Source organism: Acinetobacter tandoii (assembly GCF_008867985.1).
Lineage (GTDB): Bacteria > Pseudomonadota > Gammaproteobacteria > Pseudomonadales > Moraxellaceae > Acinetobacter > Acinetobacter tandoii.
In genome coordinates this window covers 34,437-56,055 of sequence record NZ_VXLD01000010.1, presented here as the reverse complement: position 1 = coordinate 56,055, position 21,619 = coordinate 34,437, and the positions used below count along the sequence as shown (strand labels likewise).

The window sequence follows — 21,619 nt, the reverse complement described above, 5'->3', positions numbered from 1 at the left end:
TGTGCGCTATGGCGTACACAGTTGCTGCTTTTTTTTACAGTTTTTCTTCACAATGGTTCGGGTTTAGAAAAACCTAGACCGAATATTAAGGCTGTAATGTGATGAATTGAAAACATACGGGCAAAACTGCGATGAGTAATGCAATTGCCATACTGAGATTAAAAATGAAGGCAAATTTAGCTTGTATTAACAATTGACGTAAAAATTTTCCTGCGATTGCCCAAACACCAACACACGGAATCGAGATCAACATTAGAATGAAGGCGGCATAGGCAATGTCGGTGGATTGTTGGCTGGCGGCAAAGTAGGTTGTGATGGTACTGATAGACGTCATCCATGCTTTAGGGTTTAGCCATTGGAAAACAGCGCCTTGTAAAAATCCCATAGCAGGTTTTTCATCTAGACGCGCGTTGAGTGGACCACTGGACGCAATTTTCCATGCCAGCCAGAGAATATAGGCGGACCCAATCAGACTTAAGATGGACTGGAATTGGGGAAAATGTAGAAATACTTGATGAAGTCCCAGACCAATTACCATAAGTTGGAAGGCAACACCAAAGGCAATCCCTAGAATTAAAGGTAGGGTTTTCTGGAGCCCAAAGCGCGCTCCTGAAATTAGCACAAGGGCATTATTCGGACCTGGGGTACTGGTCATGACCAAACAAAAAAGTAAATAAGAGATAAATAGAGAAGGAGACATGTGTTTTGCATCATAAATAAAAAACATTTTATTGTTCAGATTAAGCAATTTGGTTGTATATTGATCTTAAAAATAGATAGTTTTGCAATAAATGATTGAGCTAGACCGATTAGACCGAAGAATATTGTGTGAGTTGGAAGCCGATGCGCATTTAACCAATCTTAAATTGGCTGAACGTGTCGGTTTATCCGCATCAGCATGTTTGCGTCGGGTACAGGAATTAGAAAAAATTGGGGTGATTAAGGGTTACAAAGCCATTATTGATCGATCACTTTTGGGTATTGGATTAATTGTCTATGTGACCATTGGCTTGTCTAGTCATTCCAAGGCATCTTTAAAGCATTTTGAGGAAGTGATTGAGGCTGCACCCGAAGTCACCGAGTGTCATACTATTACTGGGGCAGTGGAGTATTTACTTCGAGTCGAGGTGACTGATATAAAATCCTATAAAAAATTTCATACCGATGTCTTAGGCACGATTCCTTCCATTTCCTCCATCACCAGTTTATTGGTGATGGACACCACCAAAGATTTGCGTGTTCAAGTATGAACAACAGGAAAATTTACTTAAAGGATCCAATTTAATTCAAGGTATAGATATTGGAAAATCATTATTTCAGAGCATAAAAAACCGAGCCATGAGACTCGGTTTTTTTGTTTTGAAGTTTCAGAGCAAATTAGATGTCTGAAAGGTCGATGCCAATACGTGCAGCAACTTCTTCATAAGCTTCAACCACACCACCTAAACCTTGGCGGAAACGGTCTTTGTCTAATTTTTTCTTAGTGTCTTTATCCCATAGACGGCAACCGTCTGGAGAGAATTCGTCACCCAACACGATACGGTCATGGAATACGCCAAACTCAAGTTTGAAGTCAACCAAAATCATGTTGCCTTTGTCGAACAATGCTTTTAATACATCATTTACTTGATACGTGAGTTCTTTCATTTTTTCAAGTTGTGCAGCAGTTGCCCAACCTAAAGCAATGGCTTGAGATTCATTTACCATTGGATCGCCAAGCGCATCATCTTTGAAGAACAATTCGAAAGTAGGAGGAGTTAGTTCTTTACCTTCTTCAACCCCTAAGCGACGGCACAATGAACCAGCCGCGTAGTTACGAATCACACATTCCACAGGAATCATGTCTAATTTCTTTACCAACACTTCTGTTGGAGAAAGTAATTTTTCAAAATGAGTTTCAATGCCAGCAGCAGCCAGTTGCTCCATGATAAAGGCGTTAAAACGGTTGTTCACCTTGCCTTTACGATCTAGTTGTTCGATTTTTTCGCCATTGAACGCAGAGGCATCATCACGAAATACTAAAATCAGGTGGTCTTGATTATCTGTTTCATACACAGATTTCGCTTTACCAGTATAGAGCAAGGTTTGTTTTAACATGGGGGAACCTTTTGCAAAAAAAAATGCCTAGTATGATCTAGGCCGGCCAGTTTTGGTAAATCTGGGTTAACAGTTCTGCAGCTTTTTGTTTATCTGCAAAGCTGTTATCGGCATTAAACACTGCCAAATTATGACTTGAACCTACTGATGTTAGTCGTAGTACGTAGATCTGCTGATCGATTTTAAGCGTTACTTCGTAACGGTTTTTACTTTGACCCACAATGTTCTGGTTCAGGCTGCTGAGCGTGGCAAGTGTATACTGCCAAATTGTATCAGAATTTCCGTCAATTTTGAGCAATGGATTTTGATTTCCATCAGTTAGTAATTGAGGACGACCTACCGCAGTGCTTTGTTCAGAAGCAGCAGTTGCTGCGCTGTTGGGTACAGCAACATCTGGGCGGGGTAAAGCAAAACGGTTGCCTTTGCTATTTTCGAGCTTTGGCGCGTGCTGAATTGCAAGGGGATCAACCGTTGGTGCTGGATACAGTGGCGTTGCTGGACGAACCATTGACCCTTCAGGATATTGTAGCGGTTCGAGGGTTGCTGTCTCTTTATAGTTCAAAGATTTGTTGCTAACTGCAAGTGAACTACAACCCGCTAAACTCAATACTGAAAGTGCAAGGGTTAAACCTAAACGTAACTGCATAATATAGTGCTCTTTATTTGATTATACCTGCCGCCACCAACGCTTCACGCAGTGGTGCGCGGTATTGTTCTGCAAGAGGTGTTAATGGTAAGCGAATGCCAGTACCAATTAAGCCCATTTCGTGTAGTGCCCATTTCACAGGAATTGGGTTCGATTCACAAAACAGAATATTGTGTAAATTTGCAACTTGAGCATTTAGTGCTTCTGCACGTGCAGCATCGCCTGCAATCGCAACCGCACATACTTCGCTCATTTGTTTAGGTGCAACATTCGCAGTTACCGAAATGTTGCCTTTCGCACCATGTTCGATTAACTGGTAAGCGGTTGCATCATCACCTGAATAAACCACCATGTCTTTACCACGTAAGCCTTCAATCAGTGCTTGACCGCGTGGAACATCGCCAGTTGCATCTTTAATGCCGATAATTTGCGGAATATCAGCCAGACGGATGACCGTTTCATTCGCCATGTCTACGCCTGTACGCCCTGGTACGTTATACAGAATTTGAGGTAAATCAACAGCTTCAGCAATCGCTTTGTAGTGTTGATATAAGCCTTCTTGTGTCGGTTTATTGTAATATGGTGTGACCAATAGGGCTGCATCAGCACCGAGTTTTTTTGCTTCTTTTGTGAGTTCAATTGCTTCGCGCGTTGAGTTTGCACCAGTACCAGCAATAATTGGAATACGTTTGTTGGCTACACGAACGACTTCTTTAATCACTTGTGTATGTTCAGCCATGCTTAATGTAGAAGCTTCACCAGTTGTTCCAACTGCAACAATACTGTTTGTTCCCTGTTCTATGTGCCACTCAACGAGCTTCTCAAGACCCTTCCAATCTACGCTGCCATCTTCAAACATTGGGGTGACGATTGCGACTATTGAGCCTTGAATGATCTGTGCTTGCTGAGTCATTTTGAAAAAATATCCTATTTGTCCATCCAGTGAAGTGAAAAAAATGAGGTTGGATGGGTGCGCATTTTGATTTATAGCAGTTCAATTAGAATCTGTCGAATTGAATAATGCTTACGCAAATTATGACTGAACAAGCGATGAAGAACAATATGCTTTAGTCAAAGCAATTCAAAACTTTAAAAAAGTGAAAATTAACCTCGTAGTGAGGGGACGTATCTCGCACTTCAGAAGGTCAAAAAAAGACGTAGATTTACATAATTGAGTAGGAAAGGTAAATAAGATTAAGAGCTTATAAAACTTACTAAAGAGCTTATAACTCTAGGTAACGTGCAAGAAAATATGAGGCTTCATAATAAAAGCCGCTGTCAATTATTGATCTGAACAATAACTGATTGAGCATCGCTTAATTTGAGCTATGGCTAAGTATTTAAAGTTTAACTGAATTGTTGACTATTTTAGTCAAATTTCGTTCGGATTAATTGTTTTTAAGACTATCGGTCAGATGTATTGAAAATGTGATTTATCTCATAATTTATAAAAAATTATCAAAAATCTTCAACTTAAGGTGGGTTAATTAAAATTTCTGCTTCACAGATGATGGGCTTCATTTTGGACGATGTTTAAACAAGGAGTTGAAATGAAGGCATCTTCTTCAGCGCGTAAGCACTCCGTGATTACGGTGGCAATTTGCTTTTTAATCGCCGTGATTGAAGGCTTGGATATTCAAGCTGCGGGTATCGCTGCGGCAGGAATTCGGGAACATTTTGCACTGGACAGTTCACAACTGGGTGTATTTTTTAGCGCAGGAATTTTAGGATTATTACCTGGCGCATTGGTGGGTGGCCGTTTTGCAGACCGTATAGGACGTAAAACAGTCTTGGTCTGGTCTGTCGCTATATTTGCGATATTCACTTTATGTACCGTCTGGGTAAATAGTTTTTACAGTTTATTACTGGTTCGCTTTTTGGCTGGCGCGGGCTTAGGTGCTGCGATGCCGTTGTTAATTACGCTAGCATCGGAAGCGGTTACTCCTGCAAAGCGTGGGCAAGCGGTGGGGTTAATGTATTGTGGTATGCCTGTCGGAGCTGCGATTCTGTCCTACATTGCCAGTTTAGATTTCGGTTCGAACTGGAAAAATATTTTTTATCTGGGTGGCTTGTTACCTATTATTGTGCTGCCGATAATGATCAAGTTTTTGCCTGAATCGCGTGAATTCTTAAAGGCCCAAACACGTGTTGAAACCGCAGAGGTCGAGCAGAATGTCTCTTTTCAGGATTTGTTTAATCGCCATAATTTAATGCGTACTGGATTGATTTGGTTTAGTTATTTCTTCACCTTAATGGTGGTTTATATCATGCTGAGCTGGTTACCTTCGTTATTTATGGAGCTTGGTTTCTCGCGTAAGGAAGGCAGTACAGCGCAATTCTACTTCATGCTCAGTGCAACCGTAGGCACGGTGATTTTGGGTATGCTGACAGACCGCTGGAAAAAGGCTTATGTGATTGTGTTGATGTATGGCGGAATTTTGGCAGGCTTATTTGCTTTAAATGCTGCAGCTTCACTCACACAAATGTATTTGGCATCAGCACTGGTTGGGGCTTTTGTGATTGGTTGTCAGGGTGTGCTCTATGCGTTTGGGAGTATTGTTTATCCCACTGAGCTACGTGGCACGGGTGTAGGGATGGCTTCGGCTGTTGGGCGTATTGGGGCGATGTTGGGCCCGACCATTGCGGGACAGCTTTTGGCAGCAGGTTTTGGCGCGACAGGTGTTGTTTCAGCAGCGATTCCTTGTATTGTGATTTCTGCCGTATTGATGTTAATTCTGGTACAACGTCTACAGAAAGTCACCGTTTAAACAGCCTATAGTCTATGAGTAGCCCGTTAATACGGGCTATTTTTATGGGCAATAAATAATCGGTAACAGCAGGAATTGTTGTAGATCAAGTCAGTGAGACTGACGCGCTCACTACATCCTTGAACTTTTGTTATATGCTAGCGAACAATTAAAAAGAACAGTGAATGAAACGGACATGCAACAGATACAAAACAAAAAAGCGTTGATTGTGGTGGATGTACAAAATGGTTTTACCCCAGGAGGAAATCTTGCGGTTGCCCATGCCGACCAAATTATCCCCAAAATAAATCAATTGGGGAATTATTTTGAACAAATTATTCTGACCCAAGACTGGCATCCTGCGCAGCATATTTCTTTTGCCGACAATCATGTGGGTAAACAAGCCTTCGATCAGATTGAACTGCCTTATGGCACACAGGTGCTTTGGCCTGTGCATTGTGTACAAGGTAGCCATGATGCCGATTTTCATCCTGATTTAGCCTTACCCCAAGCCCAATTGATTATCCGTAAAGGCATGCATGTAAATATCGACAGTTATTCGGCATTTATGGAAGCAGACCGAAAAACCACGACAGGTTTGGCAGGTTATTTAAATGCACGCGGCATAGATACGGTGTATATCGTGGGTATTGCAACGGACTTCTGTGTGGCATGGACAGCGATAGATGCCTGCCGTTTAGGTTTTAAAACCTATGTGATTGCCGATGCAACCAAAGCAATTGATTTAAATGGTTCGTTGCAACATGCTTGGCAAGATATGCTAGCTGCAGGTGTACGACGGGTTTATATCAAAGATATTGTTACAGCCACGCCTGCATAACTCGCTTACCTCGCTTCACCTTCTCTAGTTTGCCGACCCATTGAGGACTGACGATGTCTGCATTATTGCAATTGAGCCGTTTGATTCAGAAAACTTTTGCTTTGTGGGTGGTGCTGTTTGCAGCCATTGCATTAATTCTGCCTGAAGCCTTTGTCTGGTTAAAAGCTTATATCCCATGGATGTTGGGAATTATTATGTTGGGCATGGGGATGACCATGCAACTGGAGGACTTTAAAGCGATAGCACAAACGCCGAAAGCGGTCTGTATTGGGGTAATCGCACAATTTGTGGTGATGCCGTCCTTGGCTTATGTCCTATGTTTGATTTTTCAATTGCCTGCAGAGCTGGCAGTTGGGGTGATTTTAGTGGGCTGTTGTCCTGGGGGAACCGCTTCAAATGTCATTACTTATATGGCAAAGGGCAATACGGCGTTGTCTGTCGCTTGCACTGCGGTTTCGACTTTATTGGCTCCAATACTGACCCCATTTATTTTCTATCTGCTTGCGAGTCAATGGATTGAAATTAATGCGTGGTCGATGCTGAGTTCAATTTTACAGGTGGTGCTATTGCCGATTGTGGTGGGCTTAATTTTACGACGTTTATTGAAACAACGGATTCAGCAGTACATCACTGTGATGCCGCTGATTTCGGTGTTGGCTATCGTGTTGATTGTGGCGGCCATTATTGGTGGCAGTAAAGCACAGTTGTTACATTCAGGTTTATTGATTTTTCTGGTGGTGGCATTACACAATGGCCTAGGATATCTGTTGGGATTTGGGTGCAGCCGTTTATTCCATTTAAATTATGCAGATAGTAAGGCTGTGGCGATTGAGGTCGGGATGCAAAACTCAGGTCTGGGTGTGGCATTAGCCGCAGTTCATTTTGCAACAGCGCCATTAACTGCCTTACCCAGTGCAATTTTTAGTTTATGGCATAATATTTCTGGGCCGATTTTGGCGACCTATTGGGCAAGTCGACAGCATGAATCGGTTGCTGCACCAGAGTTGGATGCTCGAAAATCTGAATGAAATCAGTGTGATTTTTAATAAAAATTTGACCAAGTGTTTATAAAGTAAACAGTGAGTTCGCATATTCAAGCTGAGTTCAAGCGTGTAATAAAAATGTCATAAACACTACATAACATGCAGGCACAGAGGGTAAAGAGTTGATTAAAAAATCAACCATATTGAGTCAAAATGAAAAATTTTCAGCATTCATCAGCAACGTATTTCAATCGTGAATTGGCGCTCATTGAATTTAATCGGCGTGTTCTAGCTCAAGCGAGAAATCCTGATTTACCCATTTTAGAGCGCCTTAACTTCCTGATTATTTTCTCCCGCAATCTGGATGAATTTTTTGAAATTCGAGTTGCGGGGTTAATGAAGCAACAGGATTTAAACGCCATTACCCGAATGCCTGACGGTATTCCAACCGATGTGGTTTTGTCTGAACTTTCGACTATAGTGCATCAGGCGGTACAAGAGCAGTATGAGATTTTCAATCATTCCATTTTGCCGCAGCTACAAGGCTTTGGGATTCATTTCATTCAATATCAAGATATTCTGGAAAAGCATAAGCCGTGGATTGCCAACTATTTTGCTAAACAAGTGCAGCCTGTGTTGACCCCAATCAGTTTGGATCCATCACATCCTTTTCCACGTTTGGTGAATAAAAGCCTGAATTTCATTGTCAGCCTAGAAGGTAAAGATGCTTTTGGACGTGAAATTGAAATGGCGATTGTGCCTGCACCGCGTTCTTTACCACGTTTGATTCATCTGCCCGAGAGTGTGGTAGGGAACCATCAAGAACAGATTTTCCTGACCGCTATTATTCAACAACATATCAGCGATTTATTTCCCGGCATGAGAGCGACAGGTTGTTATGCTTTCCGCGTCACACGCAATGCGGATTTAATTTTATCTGAAGATGTCGATGATCTGGCGGTGGCATTAAAAGATGAGCTGTCTTCTCGGCGTTTTGGTCGCGCGGTGCGTTTAGAAATTGAAGATGATTGTCCTCGTGAAATTACGGATTATTTGCTGAATCAATTCGATTTAGATCAAGAGCATTTGTATTCGATTTCGGGGCCCATCAATTTATCGCGCTTAACCACCAGTTTTGATCGCCCTGATTTAAAATATCCTGTGTTTAATCCTGTTATTCCGAAGCCCTTTCGCAAGCAACAGTCCATTTTTGAAATTTTGAAAAAAGAAGATGTGTTACTGCATCATCCTTTTGACTCATTCCAGCCTGTGATCAGTTTATTACGTGAAGCGGCAAAAGATCCGAATGTATTGGCCATTAAACAAACGCTATATCGTAGTGGAGCCGATTCGGAAATTGTGCAAGCCTTAGCAGAAGCGGCGCGGAATGGCAAAGAAGTTACCGCGGTGATTGAACTGCGGGCACGTTTTGATGAAGAATCGAATATTACCGTAGCCAATGTCTTGCAAGAAGCGGGGGCGGTAGTGGTGTACGGCATTGTGGGTTATAAAACCCATGCCAAAATGATTTTAATCGTGCGTCGTGAAGATCGGCAATTGGTGCGTTATGCACATTTAGGCACAGGCAATTATCATGCAGGTAATGCCAGAATATATACCGATTATGGCTTGATGACCACACAACCCGACATCTGTGAAGATGTACACCTGATGTTCCAAGAACTGACGGGCATGGGCAAGATGGCAAAATTAAAGACTTTGCTACATGCGCCTTTTACTTTGCATACAGAATTGCTGAAGTTGATTGATCAGGAAATTGCATACGCACAAGCGGGAAAAAACGCGCGCATTATCATTAAGGTCAATGCACTGACCGAACCTCAACTGATTGCTGCTTTATATCGCGCCTCACATGCAGGAGTGAACATTGACCTGATTATTCGTTCGATTTGCTGCTTGGTTCCACAACTGGAGGGCTTGTCCGAAAATATTCGAGTGCGATCCATTGTAGGACGTTTCTTGGAACATACTCGAGTCTATTATTTTGAACAGGGCGGAGAAAAGAAACTGTACTGTGCCAGCGCAGACTGGATGGGACGTAATTTATTTTCACGTGTTGAAACTTGCTTTCCTATTTTAGACCCGAAGATCAAAAAGCGTATTCTGCAAGATGGTTTACTCAATTATTTGTCGGATCAAAAAGGTACGTGGGAGCTGCAACCCACTGGAGAATGGATTCAAGCCTACGTTGCTCCAGATGAAGTACCCTATTCCGCGCAGGAGTTCTTAATCAGCAAGAGTTTACAAAAAATTTAATCTTTTAAAACAGCGTAAAAAAAGCCTGATACGAGTCAGGCTTTTTTATTGCAGCAAGCTTATGAAGCTTTAGATTGTTTACCTTTCAAAATCTCAGTTCTTAAACTTTGTGCCAATTCGGCTGTACTGCTATCCATCCCATTGACCATAAAGGCATGACGAGTCAATACATTGGTCGGATTTGGCAAGGACACCAAGTCATAATGTTCGCTGATATCCTTTAACAACTCATTGTTCAGATGAACTGCACTTTCTTTGGCAGAAAGTTGATGGACCAGACGTTCAGCCGCTTGAACCGCAGATAACTGCATTGCTTCTACAGACGAAGAAATAGCACTGCGTGTTTGTAACACGAAACGTTTTTCTTCACGGTAGCGTTTATATAAAACTTCCGACAATAATTGGAACACTGAGCTAATCATCACTAGACAAGGCACGGCATTAGGCATGTCTGCCGTTAAGGTGATGGTTGCCCCTTGCGCACTGAATTGTTGTACTGTGGTAATGTCTGATCGATTCAATTTATAGTGCTGAACAGCAAGCTCAATACTCTTATTCAAGAAAATTTGGCATAAATTGAAATAGGGTACAGATACGGTCTGATTGACCGAGTCGAGGAGTTGCTTTGGATCATAATATTGAATGTTCAATGCGACCGAGCAATCATCCAAAACCACAGGCTTGATTTCTTTGGCTTTGTTTTTATTTTGAAACTGCTGTTGGGCTTGAGCAATGGTTAATGCAGCATTATGTTTCTCTTGCTCCAGTGCTTGAGTTAAGGCCTGAATTTCGTGTTTTAAGCGTGATTCATTATTAATGCGTGCTAAATATTCTGTACGGCTTGGGCGAGCAATCGCACGGTAACCTAACCATAATAGACCATGAATAAAGAACGAGAACAAAATCGCTAACCATTGAGTCCGTAAAATTTCCCCAATACTAGGTTTGATCAGGGTAATTTCAATGGTGCCGACTTTTTTCTCATTTTGTAGGGCATCACGAACAAAAACTTCACCATCACGTGTTTTGGATAAACCACCTGTTGCCAAAACCTGATTGGCGCCGTCCAAAATTCGAATAGAGGCGACACTTGGATTGGTGGCATAACGATTCACCAACAAGGCCAGTGATACCGTATTGGCAGGATCGAGCTCAGATAAGCTGTCTGTGACCAGTTGGCTGGTCATCAACTGTCCCTGATTCGCACGGTTCTCATTCAGTTGGTGAGTGGTTGCAATCACCAATAAAAAGGTATGAAGTGCAAAACTTATTATCAGTAGGCTAGCAAATAGCCCTTGTCTAGGCGCATTCAACGTAAACTTCCAAGGCAATTCTATTCAAATTCGATTATGATTCTCACAATAGTTGTAGCTCAGACCCGAGTCAATTCATGCGAGAAATCATTCTTATATCATTTTTGGGACCCGACCAGCCTAATCAATTCACTCGATTAATGCGGGTTTTGTCCACTCATTCCTTACAAATTCTAGATGTTGGACAAGCCGTCATCCATAATCAACTGACTTTAGGTATTGTTGTTTCGTCAGATGACCAGACTGCAACAGCATTAGCCATGAAGGAAATTCTGATTCTAGCACATGATATCGGCTTAACAGTGCGCTTTAAACCGATCTCTGCAACAGAATATGATCAATGGGTAAGTGAAGGTGGACGGACACGCTATATTGTTACGGCTTTGGCACCAGAACTGACGGCTGCACATTTACAAGCTGTTACCAATATTGTGTCGAACCAAGGTTTTAATATCGAAACAGTGACCCGTTTATCAGGCCGTCCGCAACTACAAAATCAGTTGGAAGGGCCAAAACGCTCTTGCGTACAGTTTGGTCTAAGTGGACAAATGTTAGATGCAACCGCAATGCGCGCAGCTTGTTTACGTTTGTCTTCTGAACTCAGTATCGATATTGCGGTGCAAGAAGATAACGCTTATCGTCGTAACAGCCGTTTAGTCTGTTTTGACATGGATTCAACCCTCATTGAACAAGAGGTGATTGATGAATTGGCGATTGAAGCGGGTGTGGGTGAGCAAGTTGCAGAAATTACTGAACGTGCTATGCAAGGGGAACTAGATTTCCAACAAAGTTTCCGTGCGCGAGTGGCGTTATTGAAAGGTTTGGATGCTTCGGTATTGCCTAAAATTGCGGAACGTTTGACCATTACAGAAGGTGCTGAACGCTTAATTACAACCTTAAAATCATTAGGTTATAGAACAGCAATTTTATCGGGTGGCTTCCAGTACTTTGCAGAGTATTTACAAGCCAAACTCGGGATTGATGAAGTACATGCCAATGTACTAGATGTACAAGATGGTTACGTCACAGGTGAAGTCAAAGGACATATTGTCGATGGTGCACGTAAGGCATTTTTGTTAAGTGAACTGGCAGATAATATGGGTATTTCACCAGAGCAAACCATTGCGGTGGGGGATGGCGCCAATGATTTACCCATGTTGTCTTTGGCAGGCTTAGGGGTCGCTTTCCGTGCGAAACCTTTAGTCCGTCAGAATGCCAATCAGGCGATTTCAAGTGTAGGACTCGATGGAGTTTTATACTTGTTGGGTGTGCATGATAAAGATCTTAACTGCGCGTAACCATTACAGTTTCATAAAAAAAACGCAATCTTAGGATTGCGTTTTTTGTTTTCTTATGCGTGACTTTTGTATTAAAAAATCATCTAACGATTGGGCACAATCTGCTTCATATCAGGTATCTAAAAAATATTTTTTTCAGTGAAAAAACCCGTTGTTTTTTTGTAATGACACGCCAACTCATGGCATATCTTGCTTCCATTCAAGTCGAAATGACAAAAAATGTAATGACAAAATAATATTGCGACAATGTATGTCGTTTAATAAAAAAGCATGCCTTTTTTTCTGTTTAAAACTGCTCATAATGCTTGCATAGAGATGCAGATAAACAAATTTCACAAAATTAATATAGGTCGTGAGAATTAAGGGTTGAGTATCTGCCCAGACACGATTCCCATTGAAGACGGAGGTTTTTATGGTCACAGCGAATTTAGCAACCATAATTGGCTTGAGTTGTGTGGCTGTTGCATTGATTGCTGTTTTCTTCTCGCCTTATCGCCGTTGGCTGAGCTTTATGTTCGCAGGTATGATGTTCTGGGGCTTGTTAGAAATGATTCGACTCAGCATTCAGGTCGTATTTGATGTACCCATGGCGTATAGCTATTTGGCAGCGGTGAGTTTAGCCATGACGATGGTGACGCTATTATTGTTTCGAGAAGACCGTCGTGCTGAACGTGCTTTATCTAAACGTCGCTATATTGAACATACTCCTGTGTATGAGGACGATCAGCAGTACAGTAGTCGTTAAGTGTTTATTGCTCCTTTTCAGCCAAGGTGGGAAGGAGCTCAGTTTCGGTGAAGCCGAAAGCATAAGAAAATATCCATAAAACTACCTTATATAGGTCGATATGGCTGATACTAGAGTAGGTTTGTCGCCTCAAGTGCTTTTTTATTTTTAATGTTATGGTTGTGATTGAATCCATTTCACTTATACAGGCTGTAATTGCTGATTTAAGTATTAGTAAAAAGACAGCCTTTTTATGATGAGAATAAAAATTTTGTTTGTGACTTTGGTGGTCGGATCAGGATTGTTATACAAAGCCTAGCTTCCATCAGAATTAAGTTATGGTAGGATGGAGCAGTCAATTTTTCTACAATTACAATAGGCTTCAAACGTCATGAAACTGTCTTCAATTCCAGTTGTCAAACTACCATTGGTCGATGTGAGCACGGATCCACTTGATCTTTTAGTGGCAAGTTTAGTATTGCGCATGAAACAACTGGCTCGTACCAGTCCAAAATTTATCGAGTTAATTCATGAGCGTCAGTTCCGTATTCAAATTGGGACAGATCAAGGCGTAGCGCGTCAAATTATTGTCGACAATGGACAAATTGATACAGTTTCAGGCGATGCAGAGAAAGCTGATTTTATCTTGCAATTTGCAGACAGCGAGCAAGGGGTGAAAACCTTGTTGAAAGGAGACCCTTCTGCATTTATGACTGGGATGCAAAATGGCAGCATCAAAATGGAAGGTGACTTCAGCTTGTTGGTTTGGTTTAACAAAGTTGCAAAATTGATTCCACCAAAATTACCAAAACCAGTGAAAGAGAAAATTCAATTGGCACGTCAATTCTTAAAAGAAAAGACAGGCCGATAAGTCTTTCACTGCGAAGCAATAAAAAGCCTACAATTCACTGTAGGCTTTTTTATTGCGGAATATTTTATTCAACTTCAAGTTGAAAAGTCACAGGACCATCATTAATTAAATGGACTTTCATGTCTGCTGCAAAAATGCCTGTTTGTACCTGTTCAAATTGGGATTTGGCATAGTCCACCAATTGTTCATACAAAACTTTGGCAGCATCAGGCGGCATTGCAGGGCCAAAATCTGGGCGTAAGCCTTTTTGCGTTTGCGCCATGAGGGTAAATTGCGACACCAACAACAAACCACCTTGAGCTTGTGCCACGTTCCAGCCCATTTTACCTTGTTCATCATCAAAAATGCGGTACTTGAGGATTTTATCAATCAACTTTTTGCCTTTTTCCAGTTGATCTTCTTTCCCTAGCCCTAAAAAGACCAGCAACCCATGTTGAATTTCACCCGTGACTTGACCGTCGACGATCACTTTGGCTTCAAGTACTCGTTGTAATAATGCACGCATATAAAAAACTGATATCAAAACACTCAAAATCAGTTTATCAAAAGCAGATAACCGATTTCATATATTATGCTGAGAAAGATTAAAATAAGTGATCATTAAAACCTTAAAAGTAATATGGTTTTATTTTGCAGATTAAGTTATGCTAAATCACTATTCAATTTAAAGAAAGGCATGGATGAATTTAAATCTTGCCTTACAATAATAAAATGATAATGATATTATCATTTTATGTTAATAATATGATAGAAAATGGCTATGGAAAATAAAACTGCAAGATTGACAATTTTGATTGACCCTATAAAAAAAGAAGCTTTTGAAGTGTTATGTAGTCAGCAAGATTTAAAACCCTCACAAGTGGTTCGACAGCTTATTCGTGAATATTTAAATACGCATGGTGTAGATTACGCAACAAAATTGAAAAATAATGTGCAAAATTCATCGGAAAAATGATACCAAAAAAGCCATCTATGAAAGATGGCTTTTTTTTTGCTCATCGCAAAAATTATGAGAAATCTAATTCTTTTTCAAACGCTTTTAATTCATGGCGAGCCATCGCAAGATTTGATTTGTGACGGTCTAAGACTAGATAGAGAAACAGTTCATCATTGCGGTCTAATGGGCGTAAAATGTGATATTGCTTACCTAAACTAATCAATACATCTTCAATATTATCTTTTAAATTTAAAGCACTCGCGACCTTTCGCTTTGCACGAATAACCTCTGTATTTCCCGCAGCTGCAAGTTCTAAATCTATTCCAGAACCTACCCCAGATAAAGATAAGCCACTTGAACTATCAACGAGTGCAGCAGCAACAAAACCGTCGATTTCAACTAACGGTTTTAAATCTAACTTAGCCATTGTTATTCTCCATACCAGCATGATTTATTGGGTAATATTATTAATTTTAATGGTGAATAATATTACTTTTTATTTGAAATTTGATGTTAATTTAAAGCAAATATAATTGCAATGAATGTTAATATAAATTTATTAAAAATGTATTTTATTATAATATTATGATAATAATATGCACATGTGGTCGCGGCGATCTATTGGCCTTCCATAACTGGAATCATTATTTTTTTGTTAAAAGGATAAGAAAAAAGAATAAATGACACTGGATGTTATGTAACAATGGATTCTGTGATTTATCGTGAATGAAGAACATTCCGAACGGATAGGCTATGCAACCAATAATTCAATCCTTGCTGGATACTGATTTATATAAATTTACGATGCTACAAGTGGTGTTACACAAGTTCCCACAAACGCACAGTGTTTACCATTTTCGTTGCCGCAATTTGGACGAGACGGTCTATCCCTTGGTGGATATCCTGCAAGATTTGAATGAGCAGTTAGATTATTTGTGTCAGCTTCGATTTAAAGAAGATGAATTGCAATATTTGCGTGGCTTACGTTTTATTAAAAGTGACTTTGTTGATTATTTGGAATTATTTCAACTCAAACGCCGTTTCATTCATACAGGTATAGATAGTGAAGGCCGTTTGGATATTTGGGTCGAAGGTCCCATGGTCCAAGCGATGATGTTCGAGATTTTTGTCTTGGCGATTGTCAACGAACTGTATTTTCAGCGCATTCGTACGCCAGAAGTACTTGAAGAAGGTAAGCGTCGTCTTAAAGCCAAAATTGAATTCATTCAACAGTGTGAACAGCAGCAACAACCAGAAGATCCCCCGTTTTTGGTGTCTGACTTTGGCACCCGTCGTCGCTATAGTTTGACTTGGCAAAGACAGGTTATTCAGGCATTTCACCAAGCAGTACCGAATGTTTTCCGAGGGACCAGCAATGTGCTGTTGGCAAAAGAATTGGGAATTTCACCGATTGGCACCATGGCACATGAGTTTTTACAGGCCTTTCAGGCTTTAGATGTACGTCTGCGTGATTTCCAAAAAGCCGCATTAGAGACTTGGGTACAGGAATATCGGGGTGATTTGGGTATTGCCCTGACTGATGTGGTGGGAATGGATGCTTTCCTGCGTGATTTTGATTTGTATTTTGCTAAATTATTCGATGGCTTAAGACACGACAGTGGTGACCCTTTTGTTTGGGGAGACAAAGCCTATGAACATTACAAAACCTTAAAAATTGACAGCAGAACCAAAATGCTGACTTTCAGTGACGGTTTGAATTTACAAAAAGCATGGGCATTACATCAATATTTCAAAGACCGTTTCAAAGTGAGCTTCGGTATAGGCACCAATCTGACCAATGACATGGGGCAGACCCCATTGAATATTGTATTGAAGTTGGTGGAGTGTAATGGACAATCGGTGGCGAAAATTTCAGATAGTCCAGGCAAAACCATGACCGATAATGATACTTTCTTGGCCTACTTACGTCAGGTTTTTCAAATTACAGAGCTTGAGCATTAATTGATTTATATTGCTGATTTTCTGCAATGATCTCTAGGAAAATCGGCAGTTGGTAGACATGGGCTTATGCTAAGATCAAGCTGTTGCCAGAACAAAACGTGTAAAAAAGATGACGGAATCTACGCTAAATTTGGGTTTATTAATCGAGGTGGAAGAGCTACTTCCACATTTAGACAATGAAAAATTACGTATTGTGGATTTAAGTCGAAGTTCAGTCTATGATCAGTTGCATATTCCACATGCGATTCCGCTCAAACCCGCGCAGTTGTTGCGTCAAGAAGAAAATGCAACGGGCTTGTTACCTCATGCTGAAGGTTTGCAGGCACTGATTCAGTATTTAAATATTAGTCCTGAACATCATGTGGTGGTTTATGACGATGAAGGTGGCGCTTGGGCAGGGCGATTGATCTGGAATTTGCATTGCTTGGGTTTTTATAATACCTCGCTGCTCAATGGCGGTATTCATGCATGGTTAGGGCAAGGTTTGCCCACGACTTCAGAACAGGAGCAATTCGCTCCTGTAGAATCCTTAGTGCAAGTCAATTTGGCTGCACAAGATCAAGTCCGTATTGAATATCCCGAGTTGTTGTCTTTGGTACAGCAACAGGCCATTCAGCTTTGGGATTGTCGAACTGAAGATGAATATACGGGTTTAAGATTAGCAGCACGACGCGGTGGTCATATTCCAAATGCGCGCCATTTTGAATGGAGTACTGCACTTAACCGTGAAAATCATTTAAAATTGCATGCTTTAGAACGCACACAACAACGCTTAGAACAACAAGGTTTCAATTTACAAGAACCTGTCGTGGTGTACTGTCAGTCACATCATCGTTCAGGTTTGGCTTATATTTTGGGTCGTGTATTGGGTTGGAATATTCGAGCTTATGATGGTGCGTGGAGTGAATGGGGCAATCGCCTCGATAGTCCAATCGTTACTGGAGAGTTACCGTCTTGAGCCTCACCTCGCGTTTAACAAAACAATTCTTTATTCAGGCGCAACGTGTTGTGCCACAACATCAACTCTCGCGTGTGGTAGGTAAGATTGCTGCCAGTGAACATCCATTGATTAAAAACACGGCAATTTCTGCATTTAAAGCGCAATATGGCATTGATATGTCAATTGCAGAGCAAAAAAATGCGTTGAAATACAAGTCATTCAATGAATTTTTTACCCGAGCTTTGCAAGAGGGTGTACGTGAGATTGATGCCGATGAGACAAGCATCGTGTCTCCTGCCGATGGGGCAATTTCACAATTGGGGCATATTGAGTCTGGTGAAGTGTTTCAAGCCAAAGGGCAAAGTTTTTCGGTTGAAAAACTGATTGCGGATCCTCAATTAGCAGAGCCATTCAAACACGGTGAATTTGCTACGGTATATTTATCTCCGCGTGATTATCACCGTGTACATATGCCGTTTGCAGGTACGCTCACAGAAACCTTATACGTACCTGGTGAATTGTTCTCTGTGAACCAGACAACGGCTGAAAATATTCCAGGTTTGTTCGCACGTAATGAGCGTATGGTGTGCCTGTTCGATACCGAATTGGGGCGTATGGCAGTGGTGTTAGTCGGTGCGATGATTGTGGCAGGCATCGAAACGGTTGCGACAGGCAAAGTGAAACCGACGGGGCGTTTAGAGTTGAACCAGCACAATCTATTCCTTGAAAAAGGTGCAGAGCTAGGACGTTTTTACTTAGGTTCGACGGCAATTGTCTTGTTTGAACAAAATAAAATGCAGTGGGATGCCCAGTTTAAAGCCAATTCGACAGTAGTGATGGGCGAAGCATTGGGGCATACCCTGTAATGATGGCTTTGATTTGAGATGGTTGTTAGATGCAACCATCTCAATCCTTATTTTTTAAATCATATAATAATCATTGCTGAGTAAAACAATTTTTAGCTCAAGTGGTACAGGCGTTCTTTGGGAAATACAACTTTAAAAGTCGAGCCTTGATTTTCTTTGGATTCAATTTCTAAATGTGCATTGTGCTGCATCAGTACGTGTTTCACAATTGCCAGTCCTAAACCCGTTCCACCTGTTTGACGACTACGTGCGCTATCCACACGATAAAAGCGTTCGGTTAAGCGTGGCAAATGTTTCGGATCAATACCAATACCCGTATCTTCAACCGTAAAATAACCATGTTCGCCATCATCATGCCAACCCATGGTAATAGTACCGCCTTTCGGGGTGTATTTAATCGCATTGGTAATGAGATTGCTAAACGCACTGGCCAACTCGGTATCTGAACCAATGAGGTCGCAATGACTGTCGATGTCCAAATTCAGGGTATGGCCATAATCCACGTTATAGGCCTGCGCATCATCGAATAACTGATTCATTAGGCTTGGCATTTCAATAATCTGGTTTTTGGCAATTTGCTTATTATTTTCCAAACGGGATAACAGCAAGAGGTCATTGACCAAGGCATTCATACGTTTGGTCTGCGCCTGCATTTGCTCAAATGCACGCTTCCAGCGTGGATTTAAATCTTCCTGATCGGTAAAGGTTTCAATATAACCACTGAGCACTGTTAAAGGCGTGCGTAATTCATGTGAAATATTATCGACAAAATCTTTACGCATTTGCTCTAAGTTATGCATCCGAGTCACATCATATGCTACTAAAAGACGGCTTTCACCGCCAAAGCGAGTCATTTTGATTTGTACGTAATGATCTTCAAACACTGAGGATTTCATTTTAATCCCATCAGGGATTTGATCGCTTTGTTTGAAATATTCAATAAAACTCGGCTGGCGTAGAATGGTCATAATATTGCGACCACGATCTAGCGCCTGAATGCCCAATAATTTTTCTGCCGCGGGATTCCACCATTCAATTTGATGTGACTCATCAATTAACACCACGGCTTCTGCCAGTGCCACCAAAGAGGATTGTGCACGGTCAATCAAACCAACCATTTCGGCTTGAACTATACGTTCTTGGCGCTGCGCACGATAGACATTAAATAATAATGCTCCCCAGATGCCATTTAAATTGGGCGGAACATCATAAGGACGGTTAGAAATCCATTCATTGACCAAGTACAAAGAGCGCAGTTGGAAACCGAAGAAAATGGTAAAAGCAGTAAAAATACAAACCCAAAAATACCCGATGCCAAACCCGATCAAGCTTGCAATCAGCAATAGAAAAACCAGTAAACGTAAATCTTGTTTGGCAAATATCCATAAACTGCTGTAACGGAATTTTTGATGCTCACGCGCCAGTTCGGGGACAGGGTAGGGTTCATACATAAAACTAAAATTAACCTAAAGCTACATCAGCACGAGTGGAGAAGCGGTAACCCGTTCCACGCACGGTTTGAACAAAACGGTCTGCACCATAGGGTTCTAAGACTTTGCGTAAACGGCGAATATGGACATCAATAGTACGGTCTTCAATATAGACATTTCCACCCCAAACTTGATCAAGCAGTTGCGCACGGGTATAAGCACGCTCAGGATGTGTCATGAAGAAGGCCAATAAACGATATTCAGTTGGACCCATTTCTAGAATATTATTGCCAAAACTCACGCGTTGGCTGACTGGGTCAAGCAATAAACCATTGGCATCAATGGTTTTTTCTCCACTCAGAGCATTGGCGCGACGCAGAACAGCTTTAATGCGCGATACCAATTCGCGTGTTGAAAAAGGTTTGGTCATGTAGTCATCTGCACCTGCATCGAGACCTTGGACTTTATGGTCTTCTTCTCCGCGTGCAGTGAGCATAATCACAGGAATTTCAGATAAATTTTCATCGCGTTTAAGGCGACGACAGAGATCGACACCGCTGACACCACCAGGCATCATCCAGTCGAGCAGAATTAACGCTGGGCGTTGATCGACAATCATTTGATGCGCCTGTTTTGCATCTTCTGCCTGTAAGCATTGAAAGCCTGCCATATCCAAAGAGGTATGAATCATCTCTCGAATTGGAAGTTCGTCATCGACGATTAGTATGTAGTCATCTTTCACAACGCAATATCCTATTGATGATAACGGTAGGCCGTTTTTTATTTATGACAGGCTTATTACAAAGATTAATTATGACAGTATCATTGCAGAATAGGGCAGAATCCCAATTTTCGCAAAGTTTTGTGACAATTTTTAGTCGAATTCGTGAACAATTTTAGACAAACTTAATGGCTGCCTTAAAATCTGGTTCAATTCTTTTGTAAAAATTAAATTGCTGTAATTTAATTTTTTTTCTCAGAAAATGATTCGAGTAGAGCTAAAAAAACCACTCGACATGATGCCAATACATCTTCCAGAGACTGTTTAAAGCCACTGATGACCCAACGAATCGCAATCTGGGTAACATAACCATTTAAGCCTGTAGAAACCCATGAAATTTCACGTTCTGAATGCGGGATATTCGGCATCATTAACATGACAAAAGCATGAATCATACGGTCAAAACGCAACATGGTTTCGTGAATGGTGGCTTGGTTATGCAGTTCTTGTACCAGCATAGCATCGATATAAATAATACGTGCCATACGTGGGTTATCTTTGAGCGTGGTGAGTAGGGCGGTTAAGCCAGCATCGACCATTTTTTCATGACTGTTCGAGGCTTGCATAATCGCTTGCATGACATTTTGTTGCAGTTCATCAATCAGTTTTAAAAAGATGGTTTGGAAAAGTTGATCACTTTTTTTAAAGGATTCATAAAAATAGCGTTCGGTCAGTTTGGCTTCATTGCAAATGTCTTTGACTGTGACGGCAAAGAAACCATGTGTGCCATAAACTTCAATACCTGCCTCGATGAGTTTTTCACGACGTGCCTGTTGACGTTCAGTCAAAGACAGCCCTTTAAACTGGCGTTCTTTATTTTTTAACGGTTGGTTATTTTTTCCTGCATCGTTGGTATTGGAATAAGTCATAAAGATAAAACGTAGCAAAGACCGCCTATAGTTTAAC

At 41.2% G+C, this 21,619-nt stretch carries 22 protein-coding genes; 12 read left to right on the top strand and 10 right to left on the bottom strand.

Annotation, left to right across the window (positions count from 1 at the left end; all coding sequences use genetic code 11):
* Positions 1-85: 85 nt before the first annotated feature.
* Complete coding sequence (locus tag F4W09_RS13405; RefSeq protein WP_244948575.1) at positions 86-655, bottom strand: LysE family translocator; 570 nt, start codon at positions 653-655, stop codon at positions 86-88.
* Positions 656-791: 136 nt separating this feature from the next.
* On the opposite strand from F4W09_RS13405, the gene F4W09_RS13400 reads away from it, so the two are divergent.
* Positions 792-1,250, top strand: coding sequence for an Lrp/AsnC family transcriptional regulator (locus F4W09_RS13400; RefSeq protein ID WP_044738837.1), 459 nt, complete (start codon positions 792-794; stop codon positions 1,248-1,250).
* Positions 1,251-1,377: 127 nt separating this feature from the next.
* Here the strand turns inward: F4W09_RS13400 and purC are convergent, their stop codons facing one another.
* Genes purC through dapA form a run of 3 tightly spaced genes read right to left on the bottom strand, consistent with a single transcriptional unit; the run spans position 1,378 to position 3,656 of the window.
* Positions 1,378-2,097: a phosphoribosylaminoimidazolesuccinocarboxamide synthase gene (purC, locus tag F4W09_RS13395; protein WP_016168898.1), complete on the bottom strand. Its 720-nt coding sequence runs from the start codon at positions 2,095-2,097 to the stop codon at positions 1,378-1,380.
* 37 nt (positions 2,098-2,134) lie between these two features.
* Positions 2,135-2,743 carry a lipoprotein-34 precursor (NlpB) gene (locus F4W09_RS13390; RefSeq protein WP_044738838.1) on the bottom strand — a complete coding sequence of 203 codons (609 nt, stop codon included), beginning with the start codon at positions 2,741-2,743 and terminating at the stop codon, positions 2,135-2,137.
* A gap of 13 nt (positions 2,744-2,756) precedes the next feature.
* Positions 2,757-3,656, bottom strand: a complete 900-nt coding sequence (gene dapA, locus F4W09_RS13385; protein ID WP_016168896.1) for a 4-hydroxy-tetrahydrodipicolinate synthase — start codon at positions 3,654-3,656, stop codon at positions 2,757-2,759.
* 637 nt (positions 3,657-4,293) lie between these two features.
* Between dapA and mhpT the strand changes: the two genes are divergently transcribed.
* From mhpT to ppk1, 4 genes are all read left to right on the top strand, one after another.
* The gene (mhpT, locus tag F4W09_RS13380; RefSeq protein ID WP_016168895.1) at positions 4,294-5,511 is read left to right on the top strand and encodes a 3-(3-hydroxy-phenyl)propionate transporter MhpT; all 1,218 of its coding nucleotides are present in this window, start codon (positions 4,294-4,296) and stop codon (positions 5,509-5,511) included.
* A 184-nt stretch (positions 5,512-5,695) separates the two neighbouring features.
* Entirely contained in the window at positions 5,696-6,331 is a 636-nt protein-coding gene (gene pncA / locus F4W09_RS13375) for a bifunctional nicotinamidase/pyrazinamidase (RefSeq protein ID WP_044738930.1), read from the top strand.
* Between the two features lie 53 nt (positions 6,332-6,384).
* Entirely contained in the window at positions 6,385-7,359 is a 975-nt protein-coding gene (locus F4W09_RS13370) for a bile acid:sodium symporter family protein (protein ID WP_151505076.1), read from the top strand.
* 168 nt (positions 7,360-7,527) lie between these two features.
* A complete protein-coding gene (ppk1, locus tag F4W09_RS13365; RefSeq protein ID WP_151505075.1) occupies positions 7,528-9,591 on the top strand; it encodes a polyphosphate kinase 1 in 2,064 nt (687 codons plus the stop codon).
* 59 nt (positions 9,592-9,650) lie between these two features.
* Here the strand turns inward: ppk1 and F4W09_RS13360 are convergent, their stop codons facing one another.
* Positions 9,651-10,904: a hypothetical protein gene (locus tag F4W09_RS13360; protein WP_104441316.1), complete on the bottom strand. Its 1,254-nt coding sequence runs from the start codon at positions 10,902-10,904 to the stop codon at positions 9,651-9,653.
* A 77-nt stretch (positions 10,905-10,981) separates the two neighbouring features.
* Here F4W09_RS13360 and serB point away from each other — a divergent pair, with 77 nt between their 5' ends.
* The 3 genes from serB to F4W09_RS13345 all read left to right on the top strand — a co-directional run bounded on the left by serB (position 10,982) and on the right by F4W09_RS13345 (position 13,797).
* Positions 10,982-12,202: a phosphoserine phosphatase SerB gene (gene serB, locus F4W09_RS13355; RefSeq protein ID WP_016168890.1), complete on the top strand. Its 1,221-nt coding sequence runs from the start codon at positions 10,982-10,984 to the stop codon at positions 12,200-12,202.
* Positions 12,203-12,614: 412 nt separating this feature from the next.
* Positions 12,615-12,947 (top strand): ciprofloxacin tolerance protein AciT, encoded by a 333-nt coding sequence (aciT, locus tag F4W09_RS13350; protein WP_016168889.1) that lies wholly within the window; start codon positions 12,615-12,617, stop codon positions 12,945-12,947.
* Between the two features lie 370 nt (positions 12,948-13,317).
* The gene (locus tag F4W09_RS13345; protein ID WP_016168888.1) at positions 13,318-13,797 is read left to right on the top strand and encodes an SCP2 sterol-binding domain-containing protein; all 480 of its coding nucleotides are present in this window, start codon (positions 13,318-13,320) and stop codon (positions 13,795-13,797) included.
* Between the two features lie 64 nt (positions 13,798-13,861).
* Here the strand turns inward: F4W09_RS13345 and dtd are convergent, their stop codons facing one another.
* A complete protein-coding gene (dtd, locus tag F4W09_RS13340) occupies positions 13,862-14,302 on the bottom strand; it encodes a D-aminoacyl-tRNA deacylase (RefSeq protein ID WP_151505074.1) in 441 nt (146 codons plus the stop codon).
* Between the two features lie 255 nt (positions 14,303-14,557).
* On the opposite strand from dtd, the gene F4W09_RS13335 reads away from it, so the two are divergent.
* Positions 14,558-14,752, top strand: coding sequence for a ribbon-helix-helix protein (locus F4W09_RS13335; RefSeq protein WP_044738931.1), 195 nt, complete (start codon positions 14,558-14,560; stop codon positions 14,750-14,752).
* Positions 14,753-14,804: 52 nt separating this feature from the next.
* On the opposite strand, the gene F4W09_RS13330 is transcribed toward F4W09_RS13335, so the two are convergent.
* Entirely contained in the window at positions 14,805-15,161 is a 357-nt protein-coding gene (locus F4W09_RS13330; protein WP_044738844.1) for a hypothetical protein, read from the bottom strand.
* A 326-nt stretch (positions 15,162-15,487) separates the two neighbouring features.
* Between F4W09_RS13330 and pncB the strand changes: the two genes are divergently transcribed.
* The 3 genes from pncB to asd all read left to right on the top strand — a co-directional run bounded on the left by pncB (position 15,488) and on the right by asd (position 18,502).
* Positions 15,488-16,696, top strand: a complete 1,209-nt coding sequence (gene pncB, locus F4W09_RS13325; protein WP_044738845.1) for a nicotinate phosphoribosyltransferase — start codon at positions 15,488-15,490, stop codon at positions 16,694-16,696.
* Between the two features lie 109 nt (positions 16,697-16,805).
* The gene (locus F4W09_RS13320; RefSeq protein ID WP_151505073.1) at positions 16,806-17,654 is read left to right on the top strand and encodes a sulfurtransferase; all 849 of its coding nucleotides are present in this window, start codon (positions 16,806-16,808) and stop codon (positions 17,652-17,654) included.
* Positions 17,651-18,502 (top strand): archaetidylserine decarboxylase, encoded by an 852-nt coding sequence (asd, locus tag F4W09_RS13315; RefSeq protein WP_016168884.1) that lies wholly within the window; start codon positions 17,651-17,653, stop codon positions 18,500-18,502. The genes F4W09_RS13320 and asd overlap by 4 nt, the downstream gene beginning before the upstream one ends.
* A gap of 92 nt (positions 18,503-18,594) precedes the next feature.
* Here the strand turns inward: asd and phoR are convergent, their stop codons facing one another.
* The 3 genes from phoR to F4W09_RS13300 form a co-directional block, all read right to left on the bottom strand.
* On the bottom strand, positions 18,595-19,953 hold the full coding sequence (gene phoR, locus F4W09_RS13310; protein ID WP_016168883.1) for a phosphate regulon sensor histidine kinase PhoR: 1,359 nt from the start codon (positions 19,951-19,953) through the stop codon (positions 18,595-18,597).
* Between the two features lie 10 nt (positions 19,954-19,963).
* Positions 19,964-20,674, bottom strand: a complete 711-nt coding sequence (phoB, locus tag F4W09_RS13305) for a phosphate regulon transcriptional regulator PhoB (protein WP_016168882.1) — start codon at positions 20,672-20,674, stop codon at positions 19,964-19,966.
* A gap of 221 nt (positions 20,675-20,895) precedes the next feature.
* Positions 20,896-21,582, bottom strand: coding sequence for a TetR/AcrR family transcriptional regulator (locus F4W09_RS13300; protein ID WP_116762141.1), 687 nt, complete (start codon positions 21,580-21,582; stop codon positions 20,896-20,898).
* Positions 21,583-21,619: the final 37 nt, after the last annotated feature.